This window comes from Agrobacterium sp. ES01 (genome assembly GCF_050320885.1).
GTDB lineage: Bacteria > Pseudomonadota > Alphaproteobacteria > Rhizobiales > Rhizobiaceae > Allorhizobium.
This window is the reverse complement of record NZ_JBNQTH010000001.1, coordinates 142,513-164,019: the sequence shown is the minus strand read 5'-3', so window position 1 is coordinate 164,019 and position 21,507 is coordinate 142,513. Positions and strand designations below refer to the sequence as shown.

The 21,507-nt window shown below is 58.1% G+C and carries 21 protein-coding genes; 15 read left to right on the top strand and 6 right to left on the bottom strand.

Translation table 11 applies throughout. From position 1 onward, the window contains the following. Positions 1-17 precede the first annotated feature (17 nt). The 3 genes from ACQQ2Q_RS00865 to ACQQ2Q_RS00855 are packed head-to-tail and all read right to left on the bottom strand — an operon-like array spanning position 18 to position 3,577. Entirely contained in the window at positions 18-956 is a 939-nt protein-coding gene (locus ACQQ2Q_RS00865) for a DMT family transporter (protein WP_428185129.1), read from the bottom strand. After that, positions 953-1,720 (bottom strand): arginyltransferase, encoded by a 768-nt coding sequence (locus tag ACQQ2Q_RS00860; protein WP_428185128.1) that lies wholly within the window; start codon positions 1,718-1,720, stop codon positions 953-955. The genes ACQQ2Q_RS00865 and ACQQ2Q_RS00860 overlap by 4 nt, the downstream gene beginning before the upstream one ends. A gap of 27 nt (positions 1,721-1,747) precedes the next feature. After that, on the bottom strand, positions 1,748-3,577 hold the full coding sequence (locus ACQQ2Q_RS00855) for an SLC13 family permease (RefSeq protein ID WP_428185127.1): 1,830 nt from the start codon (positions 3,575-3,577) through the stop codon (positions 1,748-1,750). Between the two features lie 264 nt (positions 3,578-3,841). Between ACQQ2Q_RS00855 and ACQQ2Q_RS00850 the strand changes: the two genes are divergently transcribed. The 4 genes from ACQQ2Q_RS00850 (at position 3,842) to ACQQ2Q_RS00835 (ending at position 7,602) form a co-directional block, all read left to right on the top strand. Next, the gene (locus ACQQ2Q_RS00850; protein ID WP_428185126.1) at positions 3,842-4,585 is read left to right on the top strand and encodes a GntR family transcriptional regulator; all 744 of its coding nucleotides are present in this window, start codon (positions 3,842-3,844) and stop codon (positions 4,583-4,585) included. 99 nt (positions 4,586-4,684) lie between these two features. Continuing rightward, entirely contained in the window at positions 4,685-5,671 is a 987-nt protein-coding gene (locus ACQQ2Q_RS00845) for a sialic acid TRAP transporter substrate-binding protein SiaP (RefSeq protein WP_428185125.1), read from the top strand. Positions 5,672-5,756: 85 nt separating this feature from the next. Continuing rightward, entirely contained in the window at positions 5,757-6,320 is a 564-nt protein-coding gene (locus ACQQ2Q_RS00840; RefSeq protein WP_428185124.1) for a TRAP transporter small permease, read from the top strand. 7 nt (positions 6,321-6,327) lie between these two features. Next, positions 6,328-7,602, top strand: coding sequence for a TRAP transporter large permease (locus tag ACQQ2Q_RS00835; protein ID WP_428185123.1), 1,275 nt, complete (start codon positions 6,328-6,330; stop codon positions 7,600-7,602). 68 nt (positions 7,603-7,670) lie between these two features. Here ACQQ2Q_RS00835 and ACQQ2Q_RS00830 read toward each other — a convergent pair whose 3' ends face one another. Then, positions 7,671-8,129 carry an RDD family protein gene (locus ACQQ2Q_RS00830; protein WP_428185122.1) on the bottom strand — a complete coding sequence of 153 codons (459 nt, stop codon included), beginning with the start codon at positions 8,127-8,129 and terminating at the stop codon, positions 7,671-7,673. A 110-nt stretch (positions 8,130-8,239) separates the two neighbouring features. After that, the gene (hemB, locus tag ACQQ2Q_RS00825) at positions 8,240-9,250 is read right to left on the bottom strand and encodes a porphobilinogen synthase (protein ID WP_428185121.1); all 1,011 of its coding nucleotides are present in this window, start codon (positions 9,248-9,250) and stop codon (positions 8,240-8,242) included. 179 nt (positions 9,251-9,429) lie between these two features. Between hemB and ACQQ2Q_RS00820 the strand changes: the two genes are divergently transcribed. From ACQQ2Q_RS00820 to ACQQ2Q_RS00790, 7 genes are all read left to right on the top strand, one after another. After that, positions 9,430-9,843, top strand: a complete 414-nt coding sequence (locus ACQQ2Q_RS00820; RefSeq protein ID WP_428185120.1) for a DUF6163 family protein — start codon at positions 9,430-9,432, stop codon at positions 9,841-9,843. 156 nt (positions 9,844-9,999) lie between these two features. Next, positions 10,000-10,509 (top strand): transcriptional regulator LdtR, encoded by a 510-nt coding sequence (ldtR, locus tag ACQQ2Q_RS00815; protein WP_428185119.1) that lies wholly within the window; start codon positions 10,000-10,002, stop codon positions 10,507-10,509. A gap of 308 nt (positions 10,510-10,817) precedes the next feature. After that, positions 10,818-12,143: a L,D-transpeptidase family protein gene (locus tag ACQQ2Q_RS00810; RefSeq protein WP_428185118.1), complete on the top strand. Its 1,326-nt coding sequence runs from the start codon at positions 10,818-10,820 to the stop codon at positions 12,141-12,143. A gap of 250 nt (positions 12,144-12,393) precedes the next feature. Next, positions 12,394-13,683: a serine hydroxymethyltransferase gene (glyA, locus tag ACQQ2Q_RS00805; protein ID WP_428185117.1), complete on the top strand. Its 1,290-nt coding sequence runs from the start codon at positions 12,394-12,396 to the stop codon at positions 13,681-13,683. A gap of 17 nt (positions 13,684-13,700) precedes the next feature. Further along, entirely contained in the window at positions 13,701-14,177 is a 477-nt protein-coding gene (gene nrdR, locus ACQQ2Q_RS00800; RefSeq protein ID WP_428185116.1) for a transcriptional regulator NrdR, read from the top strand. 29 nt (positions 14,178-14,206) lie between these two features. After that, entirely contained in the window at positions 14,207-15,259 is a 1,053-nt protein-coding gene (ribD, locus tag ACQQ2Q_RS00795) for a bifunctional diaminohydroxyphosphoribosylaminopyrimidine deaminase/5-amino-6-(5-phosphoribosylamino)uracil reductase RibD (RefSeq protein WP_428186453.1), read from the top strand. After that, entirely contained in the window at positions 15,259-15,885 is a 627-nt protein-coding gene (locus ACQQ2Q_RS00790) for a riboflavin synthase (RefSeq protein ID WP_428185115.1), read from the top strand. Before ribD ends, ACQQ2Q_RS00790 begins: the two co-directional genes overlap by 1 nt. 302 nt (positions 15,886-16,187) lie before the next feature. On the opposite strand, the gene ACQQ2Q_RS00785 is transcribed toward ACQQ2Q_RS00790, so the two are convergent. Beyond that, positions 16,188-16,532, bottom strand: coding sequence for a hypothetical protein (locus ACQQ2Q_RS00785; protein ID WP_428185114.1), 345 nt, complete (start codon positions 16,530-16,532; stop codon positions 16,188-16,190). A gap of 352 nt (positions 16,533-16,884) precedes the next feature. On the opposite strand from ACQQ2Q_RS00785, the gene ribH reads away from it, so the two are divergent. From ribH to ACQQ2Q_RS00765, 4 genes are all read left to right on the top strand, one after another. Beyond that, the gene (gene ribH, locus ACQQ2Q_RS00780) at positions 16,885-17,343 is read left to right on the top strand and encodes a 6,7-dimethyl-8-ribityllumazine synthase (protein ID WP_428185113.1); all 459 of its coding nucleotides are present in this window, start codon (positions 16,885-16,887) and stop codon (positions 17,341-17,343) included. A gap of 3 nt (positions 17,344-17,346) precedes the next feature. Next, positions 17,347-17,823: a transcription antitermination factor NusB gene (gene nusB, locus ACQQ2Q_RS00775; RefSeq protein ID WP_428185112.1), complete on the top strand. Its 477-nt coding sequence runs from the start codon at positions 17,347-17,349 to the stop codon at positions 17,821-17,823. Positions 17,824-17,857: 34 nt separating this feature from the next. Next, a complete protein-coding gene (locus ACQQ2Q_RS00770) occupies positions 17,858-19,084 on the top strand; it encodes an MFS transporter (protein ID WP_428185111.1) in 1,227 nt (408 codons plus the stop codon). 147 nt (positions 19,085-19,231) lie between these two features. Further along, positions 19,232-21,370: a sodium-translocating pyrophosphatase gene (locus tag ACQQ2Q_RS00765; RefSeq protein WP_428185110.1), complete on the top strand. Its 2,139-nt coding sequence runs from the start codon at positions 19,232-19,234 to the stop codon at positions 21,368-21,370. Positions 21,371-21,507: the final 137 nt, after the last annotated feature.

The following is a 21,507-nucleotide window of genomic DNA, read 5'->3' as shown; positions in this document are numbered from 1 at the left end:
GGACGGCAACCCGAAAACTAACTGTCCGCTTTGACGTCGCCACTGTCATGGCTGCTGCCAGTCGCAGGTGCAGGCTGGAGCGGGTCGTCGGACAGAAGGGCAGGTTTCGTGCCGCGCCCCTGCCAGAGCGAATGGCCAGCCAGGGCCGCGATGATCAGAGCGCCGCCAACCAGCGTCATCGTGCTGGGCGCATCGTTGAAAATGAGCCACAGCCAGACAGGCGCCAGCACAGTTTCAAGAAGGTAGAACATGCCCACTTCTGCGCCGCTCAGATAACGGGGACCGACGGCCAGGCACCAATAGGCGATCGGCATGACAATCAACCCGTCCAGCAGGATCCATTCCGGGCTGCTGACCGCATAGCCGCCTTGCGTGACGAAAAACAGCCCGACCACGCCGGGGAAGATGGCGGCGATCAAAGGTGCAAGGCCAAGCGGTTTGGTTGCCATCCGACCAGCGGTAATCGCGCAGGCAAGCGCAAGCGCGGCTGCGGCGGCAAGAAGATCACCGAACAGATGCCCACCCGTCAGCCCGCCACCGACAATCAGTAGAACGCCGAACACCATGATGGCCATGGCAATGACGGTTGAGACGCTGGGGCGTTCCTTGAAGACGATCCAGGCCAACAGGGCACAGAATGTCGGATTGAAGGCGATAATGAAGACCGCATTGGCGGCACTGGTGTGATAGATCGCGGCCAGAAAACCGAGCATGGCAAGGCCAAAGAAAAAGCCATAAAGCACAGCAGCACGTCCCGGCATCAAGGCTGGACGGTAGGAGGTAAACAGTCTGGCAATCCCCCAGACGACAATGGCCACCGCAAAGGTCGCAAAACTGCGAAGCGCAATCATCGACCAGAACTCGGCCTGACCGAGCTTCACCAAAGGCACGTCGAACGACAAAGCCAATGCGCCGAAGGCGACAATCAGCCGCCCGTTCACTTGCTCTTTGTTCATTCAGCGCCGTCTGTGGATGTCGAAGCGGAGTTTTCCCAGCCATTGGGCATCAGGTGTTCCTGCGGCTGGAAGCGTGTCTTGTAGTCCATCTTCTTAGAGCCACTGACCCAGTAGCCGAGATAGACATGCGGCAGCCCAAGCGTATTGGCCCGCTTGATGTGATCAAGAACCATATAGGTTCCGAGAGAGCGTTTGGTGAGTTCCGGATTGAAGAAGGAATAAACCATCGACAGCCCGTCGATCATGGTATCGCTCAGGGCCACCGCAACGAGTTCGCCCTTGTCATTATCCGGCGCGTCATCGCCGGGTCTCACGCGGTATTCTATGATGCGCGTTTGCACATGGGTGTCTTCCACCATGATTGCATAATCCAGCGCCGACATATCCGACATGCCGCCGGTCTGATGACGATGATCGAGATAGCGGCGGAAGAGCGAAAACTGTTCCGTGGAGGGTTGCGCCGGATAGACGGTTGCTCTCAGGTCGCTATTGGCTGCAAGCACGCGTCGGAAGGTTTTCGTTGGCTGGAACTGCTTGGCGAGGATGCGCACAGACACGCAGGCCCGGCAGCTTTCGCAGGCCGGGCGATAGGCAATATTCTGGGACCGACGGAAGCCGCCTTGCGTCAGCAGATCATTCATCTCTCCGGCACGCGGACCAATCAGATGCGTGAACACCTTCCGTTCCATCTGATCTGGCAGATACGGACAAGGCGCTGGCGCCGTAAGGTAGAACTGCGGAGAAAGCGTCGTTTGGGTGTTCATCTTGCTCCAGCGATTAGCAGGCTCGGGCTATAAATTATAATACCATGGCGCAAGTATGGAAAACGTCAACCATATGATCGCAACCAGCGGTACGCCGCCCTTGACGAAATCCGAAAATTTATAGTGTCCGGGGCCCATGACCAGCAGGTTGGTCTGGTAACCGATGGGTGTCGCAAACGAGCAATTTGCCGCATAGACCACGGCTGCTGCAAAGGCCTCCGGCGGCGCACCGGCGCGGCGGGCGACATCGATGGCGATGGGCATGAACAATGCAGCGACCGCATTGTTGGACAGGATATTGGTCAAGACGGCCATCACCAGAAAGAGCACCGACAGAAGTGCCGCGGTTGGCGCGCCATCCATCATTGCCACGGTTTCCCGGGCGATCAGGGCCGCACCGCCGGTTGCTTCCAGTGCCGTCGCCATGGCAATCGAGGCACCAATCAGCAGGAATATCTGCTTATCGAACGCGCGGTTGGCCTGATTGAGCGTCAGGCAGCCAGTGGCAATCATCAAGGCTGCGCCAGCAATGGCGTTGACCACAATGGGGGAAATATCGAAAGCGGACAAAAGAACGATGGCCGCAAAAATACCCGCTGCCATGATCGCCTTGCGCCTCTGAGGCACGGATTCTGTCGAATGCTCCAGAAGCAGGATGTCGTGGTTACCGCGCATCGACTCGATGGCTTCTAGCCGACCGCCGATCAAAAGCGTGTCACCGGCCTCCAGTCTTATTTCCGACAATCCGGCGCGCGCCATGCGGCTTTTTCTCTGGACGCCGAACACCGCGACATCGAATTGCGCCTGCAGGCCGGAGAGCTGGATCGTGCGACCTTCGTAGCGCGAACCGGGCGCGATTATGGCCTCAACCAGATGAAAATGCGCGTCCGGCGGCGTCAGATCGGCTGCATCCAGCGAATCAATATCGGGCGATTCGGAGTCGGCACCCTTTTCGCCCTTGGCGATGGCCTCCATGAAGGACTTGCGTGTGCCGGTGACGATCAGTCGGTCGCCGGGAGCCAGTGTGATTTCGTCGAAAGGCGGCAGAATGGGAATGTCGCGGCGGATCAGAAGACGCGGGGTCAGGTTGAGGATGTCGGGAAAGAAACCGGCCTTGGCCGTCATGCCCTCGTAGCGGTGACCACGGGTGACAGCGATCTCACCAAGAAACTGGCTGCCATTGGCCGAGGCTTCGCGGGAGATCGGTGTCACACGGTCCTTCAACAGGCGCGGCAGAAGAAACAAGACATAGAGCGTGCCCGTGCCCGCAAGGATGACACCCATGCCGGTCAGGTCAAAAAAGTCGATTGTCACACCGGATTTGGCCGCAACGCCGGCTGCAATCATATTGGTCGAGGAGCCGATCAGCGTCGTCATGCCACCCAGAATGGCGATAAACGAAAGCGGCATATAGACCCGGTAGGCCGGCACGCGGTGCTGGGCCGCGATCACCGTCAGAATGGGGATAAAGATCACCACGACCGGAGTGTTGTTCAAAAACGCGCTGATGGCACCGGTCACACACAGGATAATGGCGACCGCAAGTTTTGGACCGCTCGCGCCAAGCTTGCCGAAAGCGCGGGCCGGCAGTTCCAGCGCGTCGGTGGCAAACAGTCCCTGACCGACGATCAGCAGGGCAACGACCGTGGCGAGCGCCGGATTGCCGAAGCCGGCAAGCAGTTCGCCAGGCCCCAGCTGCGCGCCATTGGGGCCCTGATAGGGCAGCATGCCGAACAGGATCAGGAGGGCCGCGATCACGCCGATGGATACGCCTTCGACGGAAAAGCGATCACTGGCAAAGGCGACAATCGCCGCAATGATAATCAGGAAGGTCGCAACAAGATGAAATTCAGACATGCAGCGTTCCGGTGGCAATGCGCAAAACAAGGTGAGTATCACCACTACCTATATGCCGTTGCGCCGGCGGGAAATAGCGGCAGCGACCAAATCAATGGCTCTGGGCGAAATATTGTTGCGCCAAAACTGCCATTGGCGGGAACGACCGGCAATCATTGATCCCCAAATTGATCGACTAGGATATCTTGCATACAAGGGATGCATCTGGTAGCCGTCGAGATGCGAAGGCTTGAAAATAAAAATGGCCGCGCAAGGGGGAGGGAAATGGGCAAGCTCGCACAGGAAGGCGAAAAGTCAGATCGATCCGCGGCTACGTCGTCGCGCGCTTCCGCATTGGCACTGTCGAAGGGTGCGCTCTATGCCGATTTGAAGGATCGTATTCTCAAGCTTGAGCTGGCACCCGGTGAGCCGATCTCCGAAATCGCCGTTGCAGACCACTACAAGGTGAGCCGCACGCCGGTGCGCGAGGCCATACAGCGATTGCTGTCGGATAAGCTGGTCGACGTGCGCGCCAAATCCGGCACCTATGTTGCGCGCATACCCTTGAACCTCTTGCCGCAAGCCATTGTGGTGAGGAAGGCGCTGGAAGGGGTTACCACGCGACTTGCAGCGCAAGTTGCGACCCAGAGCCAGATCCTGGAATTGAAGTCGCGCCTTGTGCGCATGCGGGAGATCTTGCCGACGGGGGAGCGCGAGCAGTTTCACCTCGCAGACGAGGCCTTTCATTCGACAATCGCCCGCATGGCCGGCTATCCCGGCATCTGGACGATGGTTGAACATGCAAAGATGCATGTCGATCGCTACCGGCGCGTGACGCTGCCGCAGGAAGGTCGCATGCTGGGTGTTATCGAGGAGCATGAGGCGGTGCTTGAGGCAATCGAGCGCCATGATCCGGACCGGGCGGTAGAGGCCATGGACCGGCATATCGAAGCTCTTGAAATAGCTGTCGATGAAATTCGTCGGTTGAATCCGTCCTATTTCGTCGACGAGGAGGATCTTTTGCGCTGAGGCGAACCTTGGCGGAAAGCTACCGTACCACAGGGAGTTGGTGCGTGATTTGGCGGAGGAAACGGCCGAACCGTCCGGCCTTTTATTTGGGAGGAAGACATGAAAATTACCCGCAGAAACGCGATGGTCGCGACCGCTGCCCTTGCCATGACCAGCGCGCTTGCACTGCCGGCAAAGGCTGCCATGGAGCTGAAATGGGCGCACGTCTACGAGACGGGCGAACCCTATCACCAGCAGGCGCTCTGGGCTGCCGAAGAAATCAAGAAGCGTACCAACGGAGAGATCAGCATCTCGGTCTTCCCGGCATCTCAGCTTGGCAATGAAAACCAGATCAACGAAGGCCTGACACTCGGCACTGTCGACATCATCTATACCGGCGTTGCCTTTGCCGGCTCGATCTTCAAGCCCATCTCGATCAGCAACGCGCCCTTTATCCTGCGCGACTTCGATCACTGGAAGGCATACCGCGATTCTCCGCTCTTCGGCGAAATGGCCGATGGCTACAACCAGGCCTCCGGCAATCATGTGGTTGCGCTTACCTATTACGGTCAGCGGAACCTGACGGCAAACAAGGAAATCAAGACACCGGCCGACATGAAGGGCATGAAGCTGCGTGTGCCGCCAGCACCGCTATATCTGATGTTCACCAAGGCAGTCGGCGCAAATGCCACCCCGATCGCCTTCGCCGAAGTCTATCTGGCGCTGCAGCAGGGCACCGTTGACGGCCAGGAAAATCCTTTGCCGACCATCAAGGCCAAGAAGTTCTACGAAGTTCAAAGCCACATCATGCTCAGCGAGCATATCACCGAGTCTCTGCTGACGATTGTCGGTCCTCATATCTGGTCGCAACTGAGCGACGACCAGAAGAAGATCTTCGAGGATGTGCTGCGCGAGGCAGCCTCGAACTCCACTGAAACGATCCGCAAGGCAGAAGGCGAGCTTGCGGCCTGGTTTACGGAGCAGGGCACAACCGTCGTTGAAGTCGATCGTGGTCCCTTCATCGAAGCTGCCAAGCCACTCCACAACGATCCGGAATCGGGCGCCGGCTGGACACAAGAGCAATACGACGCGCTGCAGGCGCTCTGATCGTCTGTGAAAATGCACCGCCCGGCACACAGCTGTGCGCGGGCGGTGCGGTTTGCTTTGTGATGTGCATTGGGATGGACGAACGATGACGACAAAAGGTGTGGTGCCGGCAGGTCCCGGCGAGGAGATTGTCATTCAGGTGGAGGACGACGTTGAGGAGCCCATTGAGTTCCATATCGACGACGTGATTGCCTTCATACTTTTCTGGGCCCTGGGCGGCGTGACCTTCCTGCAGTTCTTTACGCGCTATGTGCTCAACGACTCGGTTGCCTGGACCGAAGAGGTCGGGCGCTATCTTTTGATGTGGGTCACGTTCTTCGGTGCTGCCATCGTCTTTCGGCGTCGCTCGAATATCGCGGTCGACATTATTGTCGATACCTTTCCGCCGACGGCAGGCCGTGCCTGCCGCTTCGTCGCTGATGCGATCACCGTATGCTTTGTCGGCATATTGGTCTGGTTCTCCTGGACCATCACCCAGCGCATGTCGATCCAGCGCATGACGGTTATCGATGTCTCCATGGCTGTCATTTACGGCGGGATCGGCATCGGTTGCCTGCTGATGTTCTGGCGTGCGGTCGAGGCCTTCATCGCCAATGCGCGCCGAGGCTGGAGACCGCTGGACGTCAACACCCATTTGACCGCCGATTGAGGGCATCATGACCATATTATTGATCGTATTTTTCGGACTGCTGTTCCTCAGTGTTCCCGTATTCGTGGCCCTTGGCGGTGCATCGCTCGTCTACACGCACTTCATCGGACATATTCCCGATTTCGTGGTCCTGCATCGCATGGCAGGCGGCGTCGACTCCTTCCCGCTGATTGCCGTGCCCTTCTTCATTCTGGCCGGGAACCTGATGAACTCGGCCGGCATCACCAACCGTATCTTCAATTTTGCCACCGCGGCCGTTGGTTGGCTGCGCGGAGGACTTGGGCATGTGAATGTTCTGGCATCGGTCATCTTTGCCGGCATGTCCGGTGCAGCCGTTGCCGATGCCGGTGGTCTCGGCACCATCGAGATCAAGGCGATGCGCGATCACGGCTATGATGACCAGATGGCTGTCGGTATCACAGCGGCATCGTCAACCATTGGCCCGATCATTCCACCATCGCTGCCTATGGTGATCTTTGGCGTCATGGCCAATGTCTCCATCGGCCAACTGTTCGCAGCAGGCTTCATTCCGGGCCTGATGATGGCACTGGCATTGATGATCTACGTTACCTGGTATTCCCGGCGAAAGGGCATGGGACGCGATCAGGCGTTCAGCGTCACGCGTCTTGGCACAACCTTTATTGCCGCCCTTCCGGCCTTGCTGACACCTGTCATCATCATCGGCGGTATTGCAACCGGCGCCTTCACGCCAACCGAGGCAGCGATTGCTGCCTGTGCTTGGGCACTGATGCTGGGCTTCATCTTCTACCGTACTTTGACCTTGCGCCGCTTCTACAGCATCAGCATCCAGACCATCGAGACCACAGCCAGCGTTCTGATCATCGTGGCGGGCGCTTCATTGTTTGGCTGGATCCTGACCGTGACCCAGGTGACGGCCACCGTCACCGCCTTCCTGCTCGGCGTCACCGAAAATCCGCTGCTGCTGCTGCTCATCATCAACGTCATCATTCTGATCGTTGGATGTTTCATGGAAACGATTGCGGCGATTTCGATCCTCGTACCCGTTCTCATGCCGGCCGTCCTGCATGTGGGCATCGATCCGGTTCAGTTCGGTGTGGTGATGGTGCTCAATCTGATGATCGGTCTTTTGACGCCGCCCGTGGGTATGGTGCTGTTCGTGCTGGCTCAGGTGTCGAACCTCTCGCTGGACAAGACGATCAGGGCGGTGGCACCGTTCTTGGTGCCGCTCTTCATCGTCCTGTTCCTGATCAGCGCGATACCGTCTCTCACCCTTTATCTGCCAACGCTTTGGTACAGGTAAAAGAAAGCCCCGGCTTCACACGTTGAAGACCGGGGCAGGGCAGGGGACCGTTGAACCGAAGAGTAGGTTTAGTAAGCGCGGGCGACAGCCGTTCCGACCAGAAGGTCATGCACCAGTCGCGAGCGGTCGATGAACAGACCGGCCAGCAGAATGAGCGGTGTCAGCACAGAATTGAGGATCCAGAATAGAGCCAGATGCGCGATGGCGGTGACGAAGTCGATCTTGCCGCCATCGACCTTCACCATGAAGATACCCATGGCACGCATGCCCGGTGTCGACTGGCGTGGTCCAGCCAGAGACATCCCGAAATAAAGACCTGCAACAATGAAGAACAGGATCGGATAAAGAAGAAATCCGAGACCAAGTGTCAGGACGCCGAGAAAAAAGACCACCACTGCAGCCGGCACCCACAGCACCGCAATCAGCAGATAGTCGATCAGGAAAGCAAACATCCGCCGTGTCAGCACCCCGCTATAGGCGCGCCAGTCATCGGGGGCGGCATAGGTCTGGTTCTGATCAATGGCCATGGTCGCTTCCTTTTTGCCTTCGTTCCTCCATGATATGGGGAGACGTGAAATGAAATTCAAACCCTGGCGTGCGGTCTGTGCGGTCTGTGCGGTCGGCGGATGCGTGAGACCTACTTGGACAGCGCGCGCGCCACATCCATGGCGAAATAGGTGAGGATGCCGTCACAGCCTGCGCGCTTGAAGGCGAGAAGCGTTTCCATCATCGCCCGGTCGCCGTCGAGCCAGCCATTGGCAGCGGCTGCCTTGATCTGCGCATACTCGCCAGACACCTGATAGGCATAGACCGGCAGGCCGAATGCCTCCTTCACGCGCCAACAGATATCGAGATAGGGAAGTCCGGGCTTGACCATCAGCATATCGGCCCCTTCCTCCACATCGAGAGCCGCATCGCGCAAGGCTTCGGTGCCGTTGGCGGGGTCGACGTAATAGGATTTCTTGTCGCCCTTCAACAAACCATCCGTCGAGATCGCCTCGCGATAGGGGCCGTAAAAGGAAGAGGCGAACTTGGTTGCATAGGACATGATGCCGACATCCTGGTGGCCCGCGGCGTCCAGCGCCTTGCGGATGGCGCCAATGCGGCCGTCCATCATATCGGAGGGCGCAATGATATCGGACCCGGCATCGGCTTGCAAAACGGCGGCATGAGCAATCTGGTCGACCGTCTCGTCATTGACGATCACGTCGCCCCGCAAAATGCCGTCATGGCCGTGGCTGGTGAAGGGGTCGAGCGCAACATCGGTAATCACACCGATATTGGGAACAGCCTTCTTGATGGCAGCGGTTGCCGTGTTGATCAGGTTATTGGCATCGAGAATGGCCGAGCCGGTCTCGTCGCGAAGGTCCATCTCCACATTGGGAAAGGTCGCAAGTGCTGGAATGCCAAGGTCTGCGGCTTCCTTGGCGGCTTCAACCGCCTTGTCCACGGTCATGCGATTGACTCCCGGCATGGCGGCAATCGGTTCAACGATGTTATGGCCGGGAATAACGAAGATCGGCCAGATCAGATCGTCTACCGTCACCCGGTTTTCCAAAGTGAGCCTGCGCACCCAGTCGGCCTTGCGAATACGCCGCATGCGGCGATGACCGGTAATTTCATCCACCAGATGTGTCTTGTCTGTCATTGGGCGCTGGCTCCCTTTGTCTCAATTTGGCATGCACTGTCATATTATGGGGCGCGCTGGTCCGCTTGAGCCGTCCAGCATCGGCAATTGCCTTATCATGCCATCGTCATTTGCCAAACACTGTCGGACATGCTGCGACGATCTGGCGGGCGAGGATCGCAAGGGCTATCGTCGCCGCCATGGATGCTGATTCTTCACACGCCCCGAAACCAAGCCTCACCGAAAGCTTGTTTGTCGTCTTCTTTCGTCTCGTCGCCGTGTCATGCCTGTGGCTGGGTTTGCAGTACTGGGCCATGCTGACGGGCTACTCGCTCGGCGGAATGGGACGTTTCGACCTTTTGTCGGTGCCATGGAAGGTTGCGGCCTCCACATTGGCGGTGGTCTTTCCTGTGGCCGCGCTTGGTTTGTGGATTGCCGCAGCCTGGGGCAGCGTCATCTGGGTATTCGCCGCAGGCTTGCAGTTCTTGATGTATGGCCTTTGGACAGACACCTTTGGCCAGAGCATGCTGATCATCACAATGCATTGCACGGTGGTTCTGGTCTATGCCGTCTTTCGTCTGGCATTATGGCTGGAGGCCCGGCAGCGCCATTGAACGCATAAAGGCTTGGTTTACCCTATTTACCAAGTCGATGCTGGTAAGGGCTTGTTAAGCCTACGTTTTAAATAGAATTTTATATGCATTCGATAGGGTCACTCACAAGGCGGGAAGAAAAAACAAAACCGCCGCCAAAAACAGTGAGGCAGACCGATGAACACGAAACTTAAGCCGCAGGCAGATATTGTCGACGTGCAGGAAGATGCGATCCGCAGCCTGTACATGGAATCCCTTCACCTTGTCGAGCGACTGCACCGTCGTCTGCTCGATGTCATCAAGGACGAGTTCGACCGCCAGGGTCGCAGCGACGTCAACGCCATCCAGGCATTGCTCCTGTTCAACATTGGCAATTCCGAACTGACAGCTGGCGAACTGCGCTCGCGTGGTTACTATCTCGGCTCGAACGTATCCTACAACGTCAAGAAGCTTGTTGATCTTGGCCTGATCAACCATCAGCGCTCGCGCATCGACCGTCGTTCGGTCCGCATCAGCCTGACGGAAGACGGCCAGGCGATCGCTGAAACCGTGGCAAAGCTCTATGAGCGCCACATCGGCTCGATCCAGAAGGTCGGCGGTATCGGCGAGAATGAATTCTCGGAAATGAACAAGCTTCTCCAGCGGCTCGACCGCTTCTGGAACGACCAGATCCTCTATCGGCTGTAATTAGACACTGCCCCCGATAGACAAAAAGGCCGGGTGTGCTGTTTGCGCACCCGGCTTTTTCTTGTTTTCAGCATGAAAGCGGCAGCGGCCCCAGCGGGTTCGCCAATTTCACGCGCAAACACGCCTTCGTGAGCACCCCGGTGCTGACACGAATTGGCCATATTGGTATGGGACCCGCAACATATACCAAATCCATTGCCTGATGGGCGCATTTCATCGCCATGTTTCGAGTGAACCGGCGGTGGAGTCCATGGGCTGACTATGCCACATTATGCATCGAGTCTGAATCGCTGGGGATACGCTAAGAAATGTCGAACAAGTCCGAACTTCTCGCTATGTCGCGTCGAGCCCTGCTTCGGGGTGCGGCGACAACAGCCGCTGCCGCGATAGCGGGAACGGCTGCCGCGCAGTCGGCCATTAACGAGGTCATCAATGCGCCGCGCCGCGGCAATTGGGATGACCAGTTCGATGCAAAGGCATCTCGCACCGATGTCAGCGCGATTTCAAATTCGCCCGTGCTGAGTCCCAGCAATCAGGTCAATCTGTTGCAGGCGATCGGTGATTATCAGGCAATCGTCGCCAATGGAGGCTGGCCGATGGTCAATTCGGGCGTCAAGCTCAGGATCGGCGTTGTCGATCCATCCGTCCGGGTCTTGCGCCAGCGTCTGATGATTTCCGGCGATCTTGCCCGTTCGGCCGGCGTCTCAGACTCCTTCGATTCCTATGTCGACGGGGCCGTCAAGCGTTTCCAGGCGCGTCACGGCCTGCCGGAAGATGGTGTACTCGGTGAATTCACGCTGAAGGCGATGAATGTTTCCGCTGACGTGCGCCTCTCGCAGCTGAACAAGAACCTTCAGCGTCTTGAAGGCATGAAGGAAGACCTTGGCCAGCGTTATATCATGGTCAACATTCCGGCCGCCTATGTCGAAGCTGTCGAGAACGATACAGTCGCCCTTCGCAACACGGCAATTGTCGGCCGCGAAAGCCGCCAGTCTCCGCTGGTCGATTCCAAGGTCTCCGACATCATCCTCAATCCGTACTGGACCGCACCGCGCTCGATCGTCAAAAAGGACATCGTTCCGCTGATGCAGAAAGATCCAACCTATCTGGCGCGCAACAATATCCGGCTGTTCGACAACAAGGGCCAGGAAGTCTCGCCTGAATCCGTGGACTGGTTCGCGGCTGAAGCGCCAAACCTGATGTTCCGTCAGGATCCGGGCAAGATCAACGCCATGTCTTCGGTGAAGATCAACTTCCCGAGCCCAGACGCGGTTTATATGCACGACACGCCGACGCAGGGTCTGTTCAACAAGCTGATGCGCTTTGAATCGTCAGGCTGCGTTCGCGTTCAGAACGTGCGCGACCTGGTGGTCTGGATTTTGAAGAACACCCCAACCTGGGATCGTCAGCACATCGAGCAGGTCATTGCCAGCCGCGTGAACACGCCGATCCCGGTTGTCGATCCGCCACATGTGCACTGGGTCTATATCACCGCATGGTCGGCCAAGGACCGCGTCGTCCAGTTCCGCGATGATATCTACCAGCTTGACGGCGATGCCCAGCTGGCGCTCCAGACCACTGCCGGTATCGAGCAGATTTCAGGGTCTGTGGAAGACGATATTCTTCCGCAATAAGCTGAGCTGTTCGAGAATAAAGTTTGCGGGGCGGCTCTCCTTCGGGAGGGCCGTTTTGCCTTGCAATGCTTCTGTTCCGTCGCTTCCGCGCTCGATCAGCGAATTGTCACCACGGTCGAGAGGCTTAAAGAATGGCGGCGACTGACCCAGGCTGCGCTCTTTGATGGGCAAATGTCGCTCCCCGTATTGCCCTTGGGCATATGGAGGGCTAAGACGCCACTGCATCTTTCCCGTTCAGGAGCCTGCCATAATGTCGAACACCGATGCCTTCTTCTCCCGCCCGCTGGCCGAAGCCGATCCGGAAATTTTCGGCGCGATCGAGAAGGAACTGGGCCGTCAGCGTCATGAGATCGAGCTGATCGCCTCCGAAAACATCGTTTCCCGCGCCGTGCTCGAAGCCCAGGGCTCGATCATGACCAATAAATATGCCGAAGGCTATCCGGGCAAGCGCTACTATGGTGGCTGCCAGTTTGTCGATATCGCCGAGGAACTCGCGATCGAGCGCGCCAAGCAGCTGTTCGGCGTCAACTTCGCCAATGTGCAGCCCAATTCCGGTTCGCAGATGAACCAGGCGGTCTTCCTGGCACTTCTGCAGCCGGGCGACACCTTCATGGGTCTCGATCTCAACTCGGGCGGTCACCTCACGCACGGTTCGCCAGTCAACATGTCCGGCAAGTGGTTCAATGTCGTGTCCTATGGCGTTCGCGAGGGCGACAACCTGCTCGACATGGACGCCGTGGCGGAAACTGCCCGCAAAAATAAGCCAAAGCTGATTATTGCTGGCGGCACGGCCTATTCCCGCACATGGGACTGGAAGCGCTTCCGCGAGATCGCTGACGAAGTCGGCGCGTGGCTGATGGTCGATATGGCCCATATTGCCGGTCTCGTCGCCGGTGGCCAGCATCCGTCGCCGTTCCCGCATTGCCACGTTGCGACCACCACGACTCACAAGTCGCTGCGTGGACCGCGCGGCGGCATGATCCTCACCAATGACGAGGATCTGGCAAAGAAGTTCAATTCGGCTGTGTTCCCCGGCCTTCAGGGCGGTCCGTTGATGCATGTCATCGCCGCCAAGGCCGTTGCCTTCGGTGAGGCGTTAAAGCCCGAGTTCAAGGAATACGCCGCCCAGATCGTCAAGAACGCCAAGGCGCTTTCCGAGACGCTGGTGGCGGGCGGCCTCGATATCGTATCGGGCGGCACCGACAACCATCTTATGCTGGTCGATCTTCGCAAGAAGAACGCCACCGGAAAGCGGGCCGAAGCAGCGCTCGGACGTGCCTATGTGACCTGCAACAAGAACGGCATTCCTTTCGATCCGGAAAAGCCATTCGTCACCTCGGGCATTCGTCTCGGCACACCGGCCGGCACCACCCGCGGGTTCAAGGAAGCCGAATTCACAGAAATCGGCAACCTGATCGTCGAGGTTCTGGATGGTCTGAAGACGGCGAACTCCGATGAGGGCAATGCCGCTGTCGAAGCTGCCGTGCGCGAGAAAGTGGTCAAGCTGACCGATCGCTTCCCGATGTATCCCTACCTGTAAGGAAGAAGTTCGAGCCGATGCGTTGTCCATTTTGCGGATCTGAAGACACACAGGTCAAGGATTCCCGTCCTGCGGAGGACAACACGTCCATCCGCAGGCGGCGCATCTGCCCGGATTGCGGCGGCCGCTTCACCACCTTCGAACGCGTGCAGCTGCGCGAATTGATGGTGTTGAAAAAGACCGGTCGCAAGGCACCCTTCAATCGCGACAAGCTGGTGCGGTCGTTTCAGATCGCACTGCGCAAACGTCCGGTGGATAGCGAGCGCATAGAGCGCGCTGTCTCCGGCATTGTCCGTCGCTTGGAAAGCTCGGGCGAAACGGAAATCGGATCGGAAGAAATCGGCCTGCAGGTGCTGGAAGCGCTGAAGGGTCTCGACGACGTTGGCTTCGTTCGCTACGCCTCCGTCTATCGCGATTTCTCCCATGCCGAGGATTTTGAAAACGTCATCGCCGAGATCAATGCCAAGATCTCCCGCGACACCGTCGGAGATTGACGTTGACCGCGGCAGATGACGAGCGGTTCATGGCGGAGGCAATCCGCTTGTCGAAAACACATCTCGGCCAGACATCACCCAATCCCTCAGTCGGCTGCGTCATCGTCAAGGATGGCGAGATCGTCGGTCGGGCGGTCACGGCCGTGGGTGGACGCCCCCATGCCGAGACGCAGGCCCTGGATGAGGCTGGCGACAAGGCAAGGGGCGCGACGGTTTACGTGACGCTCGAACCCTGTTCCCATCACGGCAAGACGCCGCCTTGCGCCGACGCCCTGGTCAAGGCCGGCGTGGCGCGTGTGGTGACGTCGCTCCCCGATCCGGACCAAAGGGTGTCGGGCAGGGGACTGCAGATCATGCGCGATGCCGGTATCCAGGTGGAAACAGGCATGGCCGAAAATGAGGTGCGCCGGGTGCTGGCAGGCTACCTGATGCGTCAGACCCAAAACCGGCCGCAAGTGATTCTGAAACTGGCCATTTCGGCAGACGGCATGATCGGCCGCAAAGGCGAAGGCCAGATCGCGATTACAGGCCCTGAGGCGCGCACCGAAGTGCAGCATCTCAGAGCCCATTGCGATGCGATTCTCGTTGGCATAGGCACGGCGCTTGCTGACGATCCCGAACTGACAGTGCGCATTTCCGGCATGGAAGCGCGCTCGCCCATCCGCATTGTGCTCGACCGCCGGCTCGAATTGCCGCTGGATTCTAAACTGGTCCAGACAGCGCATGATGTCCCGACGATCCTTGTGACCAGTGAACAGCGCAAGGATGCATCGCGCTACTGCGAAATGCTGGCGGAACGCGGGGTCGAGGTGTTGGAAGCCGATGACATCGATACCTTGCTCTTTGCGCTGGCAAGCCGTGGCATCTCCTCGCTGCTGATCGAGGGAGGAGCCCGCGTCGCAAAGGACGTTCTGGGGTCAGGTGTTGTCGATCGCATCCTGCTGTTCAGCGGGCCTGATACAATCGGTGAAGGTGGGATTGAATCGCCCGTCACCGCCGCCAATATTCCAGATGGTTATGAAATTGTGCGCGAGGCTGATTTCGGCCCCGACCACCTGGTGGAATACGAGAGAAGCAGCTGATGTTTACTGGAATTGTGACCGATATTGGTGTGGTGGATCGGATCACCCCCCTCAATGAAGGCATCAAACTGCGCATCCGCACGGCTTATGATCCGGCCACGATCGACATGGGCGCGTCCATTGCCCATTCCGGCACCTGCCTCACGGTTACGGCTTTGTCCGAGGATGGTTCCAACGAGCGCTGGTTTGAGGTGGAGGCCTGGGAAGAAGCGCTGCGCCTGACCACCATTGGCGCCTGGACCGAGGGGACCCGCATCAATCTCGAGCGCGCATTGAAGGTTGGCGATGAATTGGGCGGCCATATCGTTTCCGGCCATGTCGATGGCAAGGCCGAGATCCAGTCGATCGCCGAGGAAGGCGATGCTGTACGTATCCGGCTGAGAGTGCCGGATGCCTACGCGCGCTTCATTGCGCCCAAGGGTTCCGTCGCGCTCGACGGGACGTCGCTCACGGTCAACGCGGTTGATGGCTGTGATTTCGATGTTTTGCTGATCCGGCACACGCTGGAGGTCACCACTTGGGGAGACCGTAAGGCCGGAGATTTCGTCAATCTCGAGATTGATACGATGGCAAGATATGCTGCGCGCCTGGCCGAATTTCCCGGAGCCGGTGGATCGTCCATCTAACGGGGCTTGACGGCGGCCGTTTATACCCGACCAGGCTGCAACATTATCTGAAGAACAGCAGGAACAGAATGACGAAGGGGAGGGGGATCCCTACGAGCCAAAGCAAAAGTCCACGAAACATTGTCATCTCCTTTTACACTGGAACTGTCCGGTGCTGTGAGCCACCCCATGAGTGGCTGCTGCGGTAATAACGTCATGATCTGGATTTGGTTCCCTTCAATAAACTGAACCGCATTCCCTCTCTCCCGGGCGGCAGAAGAGAGGGAATGCCGGCACTCATGACTTGGAACGTTCGCGCGCGGCTAGCGGACGTAGAAAGTCAAACCACCGTCTTCGGCCTTCTTGGCCGCGACGATATTGTTGATCTCAACCTTGTCGGCCTTGAGCGCCTTCATCAGGGTCTTGTTGGACTCGATGGATGCCTGCAGCTTGTGGACGCCCGGCGATTTCGGTGTGAGTGCATTATAGGCTGTATAATTGGGGTCGCTCTTCGCAATCGAGGAGATGTCCTGCAGTTGGAATTTCACCATTTTCGTCGTGGCGATATCATGGTCAAGGCTGGAAGCCTTGTCAGAGGCAAAGCTTGCACCGGCAAAAGAAGTGGCGGACATCAGGCCGATGGCGGCGAGTGTTGCGAAGCGGTTCATTGTAATTCTCCTTTCAATGAAACCAGTGGGAGGCATGAATACCTCCCGCTTGCAGGACCAAATCTGGGATCGGTTTTGGGCAAAATAGTGGCGTAAGTTACTGAAATTCATTACATATTATTTAGTCTGGTATCGGAGAATTAATGTTCTCTGGCATAGATTTGTCGCAATCTGCGAAGTGAGCCTTCACCTGCGTCGCAAGTCGCACGACTCGTCCCTTCGAATGCTGGCGGCAGCGGGAGCTCCATTTCTTCACCACGCTAAAAACACTTGCCAATCCATCATCATCATGGTTTGACCGCCATCTCTCCGGCAAATGCCGTGATTTGCCGAACAATCAAGGGCTAAAGACATGTCGCAGACAAAATCAAAGCCGCATCTTTTGATCGTGGAAGCGCGCTTCTACGACGATATGGCGGACGCCCTTCTGGAAGGTGCAACTGTCGCTCTCGACGCGGAAGGCGCGACCTATGACGTGGTCACTGTACCGGGTGCGCTCGAAATTCCGGCGGCGATTGCCATGGCGCTGGATGCGGCCGATGATGAGGGCACCAACTATGACGGCTTCGTTGCCCTTGGCATGGTCATCCGCGGGGAGACCTATCATTTCGATATCGTGTCGAATGAATCCTCGCGCGCACTGATGGATCTGGCGGTCTCTGAATCGCTTGCCATTGGCAATGGTATCATGACAGTGGAAAACGAAGATCAGGCTTGGGCACGCGTCCGTCGTACCGACAAGGACAAGGGCGGCTTCGCAGCGCGTGCGGCCCTGACGATGATCAAACTGAAGAACAAGCTGAGTGGCTGAGCAATGAGCAGCGAAGATCAAAACCCGGCCATCAAGCCGGCAAACCAGCGCGGCGCCGCAAGGCTCGCCGCAGTCCAGGCCCTGTATCAGATGGATATCGGCGGTACTGGTGTGCTGGAAATCATGGCGGAATACGAGACGCATCGTCTTGGCAAGGAAGTCGACGGCGAGACCTATTTGAAGGCCGATCCCGGCTGGTTCCGCTCTATCGTCTCGGGCGTTGTCCGCGATCAGACCAAGATCGACCCGGTCATTCGCAAGGCTTTGCAGGACGACTGGGCGTTGTCGCGCATCGACAGCACTGTGCGCGCCATCCTGCGCGCCGGCACATTTGAGATTGTCGAGCGCAAGGATGTTCCTGTCGCGGTTATCGTCACCGAATATGTCGAGATCGCCCGGGCATTCTTCGAAGACGATGAGCCAAAGCTGGTGAATGCTGTTCTCGACCGCATCGCCAAGCAGGTACGCGCCGAAAAGTAAAATCGCCAAGGCGGATCAGGAAAGAAACAGTGCAATGAGCGTGGCCGATAGCACCCAGATGGATGTCCAGTTTGGTCGCGCCAAACGCAATGTGTTTCTGTTGACCGCTGCACAGTCTGTGCTGGGCTCCGTGGCACCGATCAGCATTTCCCTCGGCGGGCTTGCTGGCTTCCAGCTTCTGGGCGACGACAAATCGCTCGCCACGCTTCCCGTCACCGGTTTCAACCTTGGTGTCGCCATGGGCGCCGTTCTGGTGGCCGCAGTGGCGCGCTTTCTCGGTCGCCGTGAAGGTTTCATGGTCGGCGCGATGATGGCAGCTCTGGGCGGCTGTGTCGCCGCCTATGCGCTCTATCAAAGCGATTTCTGGATTTTCGCTTTCGGTCTGATTCTGGTTGGCATATCCGGCGGGTTCACCCAGAAGATCCGTTTCGCAGCAGCCGACGCATCGCCGAGTTTCTTCAAGGGTAAAGCCATTTCCTGGATTCTGGCGGGTGGTATCGTGTCCGCTATCGTCGGTCCACAGATCGCCATTCAGATGAAGGATGCGTTGGCACCGGTAACATTTGCCGGCTCCTTCCTCAGCATCGCGCCCTTGATGCTGATCGCAATCGCCATTCTGTTCTTCCTGAACCTGCCGAAAAAGACCGAGCATGATCATGCTACAGGTGAGCCGGCCCGGCCCCTGACGGAGATCATCGCCACACAACGGTTCTTCACAGGAATGTTCTGCGGCGTGGCATCCTATGCGCTGATGAGCTTCATGATGACCGGCGCTCCGCTTGCCATGGTCATTGGCTGTGGCTTCTCGCCGGAGCTTGCAACGCTTGGCATCCAATGGCACGTCATCGCCATGTTTGCCCCGAGCTTTTTTACCGGCATGCTGATTTCACGCTTCGGCAGTGAGAAGATCGTGGCCGCCGGTCTTGTGATCCTGATGGCCTGCGCACTCGTCGCTCACATGGGCATAGAACTCTGGAATTTCTGGCTGGCGCTGGTGCTGCTCGGCATCGGCTGGAACTTCGGCTTTATCGGTGCCACGGCCATTGTCGCCTCAAGCTATCGTCCGCAGGAGGCCGACAAGGTGCAGGGCTTCCACGATATCGTTCTGTTCGGCACCGTCGCACTCGCTTCCTTTTCGTCGGGCAAGGTCTTTGCAGCCTATGGCTGGGCCGTCATGAATCTCGTGATCTGGCCAATTACCGTTCTCTGCCTGATCCTTCTGGCATTGCAGATGCGCTCTGCAGCGCGCAAGCCAGCCTGAGCTTCGCCCCCTACCGAAGCGGGGCTTGACGTCAATAAATCGGCAACGCAATCTCGCCTCGTGCAAAACGTCCTCGGAGGGGAGGTCGGATTGGCACGTCAATGCCCGCGTTACGTGAGGCGTGGGCAATTCGGGAGGGAATTGCGAATGACAGTGCTTCTAGGCGTAATTGTTTGCGGATTATTGTCGATCGTCTATGCGGTCTGGGCCACGCGCTCGGTCCTGGCAGCCGATCAGGGTAATGCGCGTATGCAGGAAATTGCGGGATATATCCGCGAAGGCGCGCAGGCCTATCTGACACGCCAGTATATGACCATCGCCATGGTGGGCGTCGTGGTCTTCATCATTACCTGGCTGTTGCTCTCGCCAACTGCGGCATTCGGCTTCTTGATCGGCGCCGTGCTTTCAGGCGCTGCCGGTTTCATCGGTATGCATGTCTCGGTCCGCGCCAATGTCCGCACGGCGCAGGCCTCGTCGCAAAGCCTGGCGGCCGGTCTCGACATCGCCTTCAAGTCTGGTGCCATTACCGGCATGCTCGTCGCAGGCCTCGCTCTGTTGGGTGTGTCTATCTATTTCTACGTGCTCACTGTCATTCTCGGCCATGAAAGCGGCTCACGCGACGTGATCGACGCGCTTGTTGCGCTCGGCTTCGGCGCATCGCTGATCTCCATCTTTGCCCGTCTGGGCGGCGGTATCTTCACCAAGGGTGCAGATGTCGGCGGCGATCTCGTCGGCAAGGTTGAAGCGGGTATTCCCGAAGACGACCCGCGCAACCCCGCAACCATTGCCGACAATGTCGGCGACAATGTCGGCGATTGCGCCGGTATGGCGGCCGATCTGTTCGAGACCTACGCGGTGTCCGTTGTGGCCACCATGGTTCTCGGCGCGATCTTCTTTGCCGGTAGCGCCATGCTGGAACTGTCGATGATCTATCCGCTGGCTATCTGCGGTGCCTGCATCGTCACCTCGATCATCGGTACATTCTTCGTCAAGCTCGGGACCAACGGCTCGATCATGGGCGCTCTCTACAAAGGTCTGATCGTCACCGGCCTTTTGTCGATCCTTGGCCTCGGTGCCGCCACATCGCTCACCATCGGCTGGGGCTCCATCGGCACCGTTGCCGGTCAGGATGTAACCGGCTGGAACCTCTTTCTTTGCGGCATCCTGGGCCTTGTGGTCACCGCCTTGATTGTGGTGATTACCGAATACTACACCGGCACCAACAAGCGTCCGGTCAATTCAATCAGCCAGGCATCGGTCACCGGTCACGGCACCAATGTGATCCAGGGACTGGCGGTTTCGCTCGAATCGACCGCGTTGCCGGCACTCGTGATCGTCGGCGGCATCGTTTCCACCTACCAGCTTGCTGGACTTTTCGGCACGGCCATTGCGGTGACCACCATGCTTGGCCTTGCCGGCATGATTGTCGCGCTCGACGCCTTCGGTCCGGTGACCGATAATGCCGGCGGTATCGCTGAAATGTCCGAACTGCCGCCTGAGGTGCGCAAGACAACCGATGCGCTGGATGCCGTCGGTAACACCACCAAGGCGGTCACCAAGGGCTATGCCATCGGCTCCGCAGGTCTGGGGGCACTCGTGCTCTTTGCCGCCTATTCCAACGATCTGGCCTATTTCGCAGCCAACAGCGAGCAATATCCCTACTTCGCCAATATGGGAGACATCTCCTTCAGCCTGTCCAACCCTTACGTTGTGGCCGGTCTGATCTTCGGCGGCATGATCCCCTATCTGTTCGGTGGCATAGCCATGACCGCTGTTGGCAGGGCTGCAGGTTCGATCGTGGAAGAAGTCCGTCGCCAGTTCCGTGAGGAAGCCGGCATCATGCAGGGAACCGTCAAACCGGATTACGGTCGCGCGGTCGACCTGCTGACCAAGGCGGCGATCAAGGAAATGATCATTCCCTCGCTGCTGCCGGTTCTGGCGCCACTCGTCGTCTATTTCGGCGTATTGCTCATTTCCGGCTCCAAGGCATCCGCCTTCGCAGCCCTTGGTGCTTCGCTTCTGGGTGTCATCGTCAACGGCCTCTTCGTGGCGATTTCCATGACCTCGGGCGGCGGTGCCTGGGATAACGCCAAGAAGAGTTTCGAAGATGGCTTTATCGACAAGGATGGCGTGACCCACATCAAGGGATCGGATGCCCATAAGGCATCCGTGACCGGTGATACCGTTGGCGATCCCTACAAGGATACAGCAGGTCCCGCCGTCAATCCCGCGATCAAGATCACCAACATCGTCGCATTGCTGCTGCTGGCAGTGCTGGCTGGCTGAGGACAGGCAACGCGCTTGGGCTTCGGCTAAAGCGCGATCCGGTTGATCGGTATCAAGATGTGGATGCCTCCAAGCGGGGCATCCGATCCCAAAGAGAAAAGCCCGCGGAGAGGATTTCTTCGCGGGCTTGCTTTTTA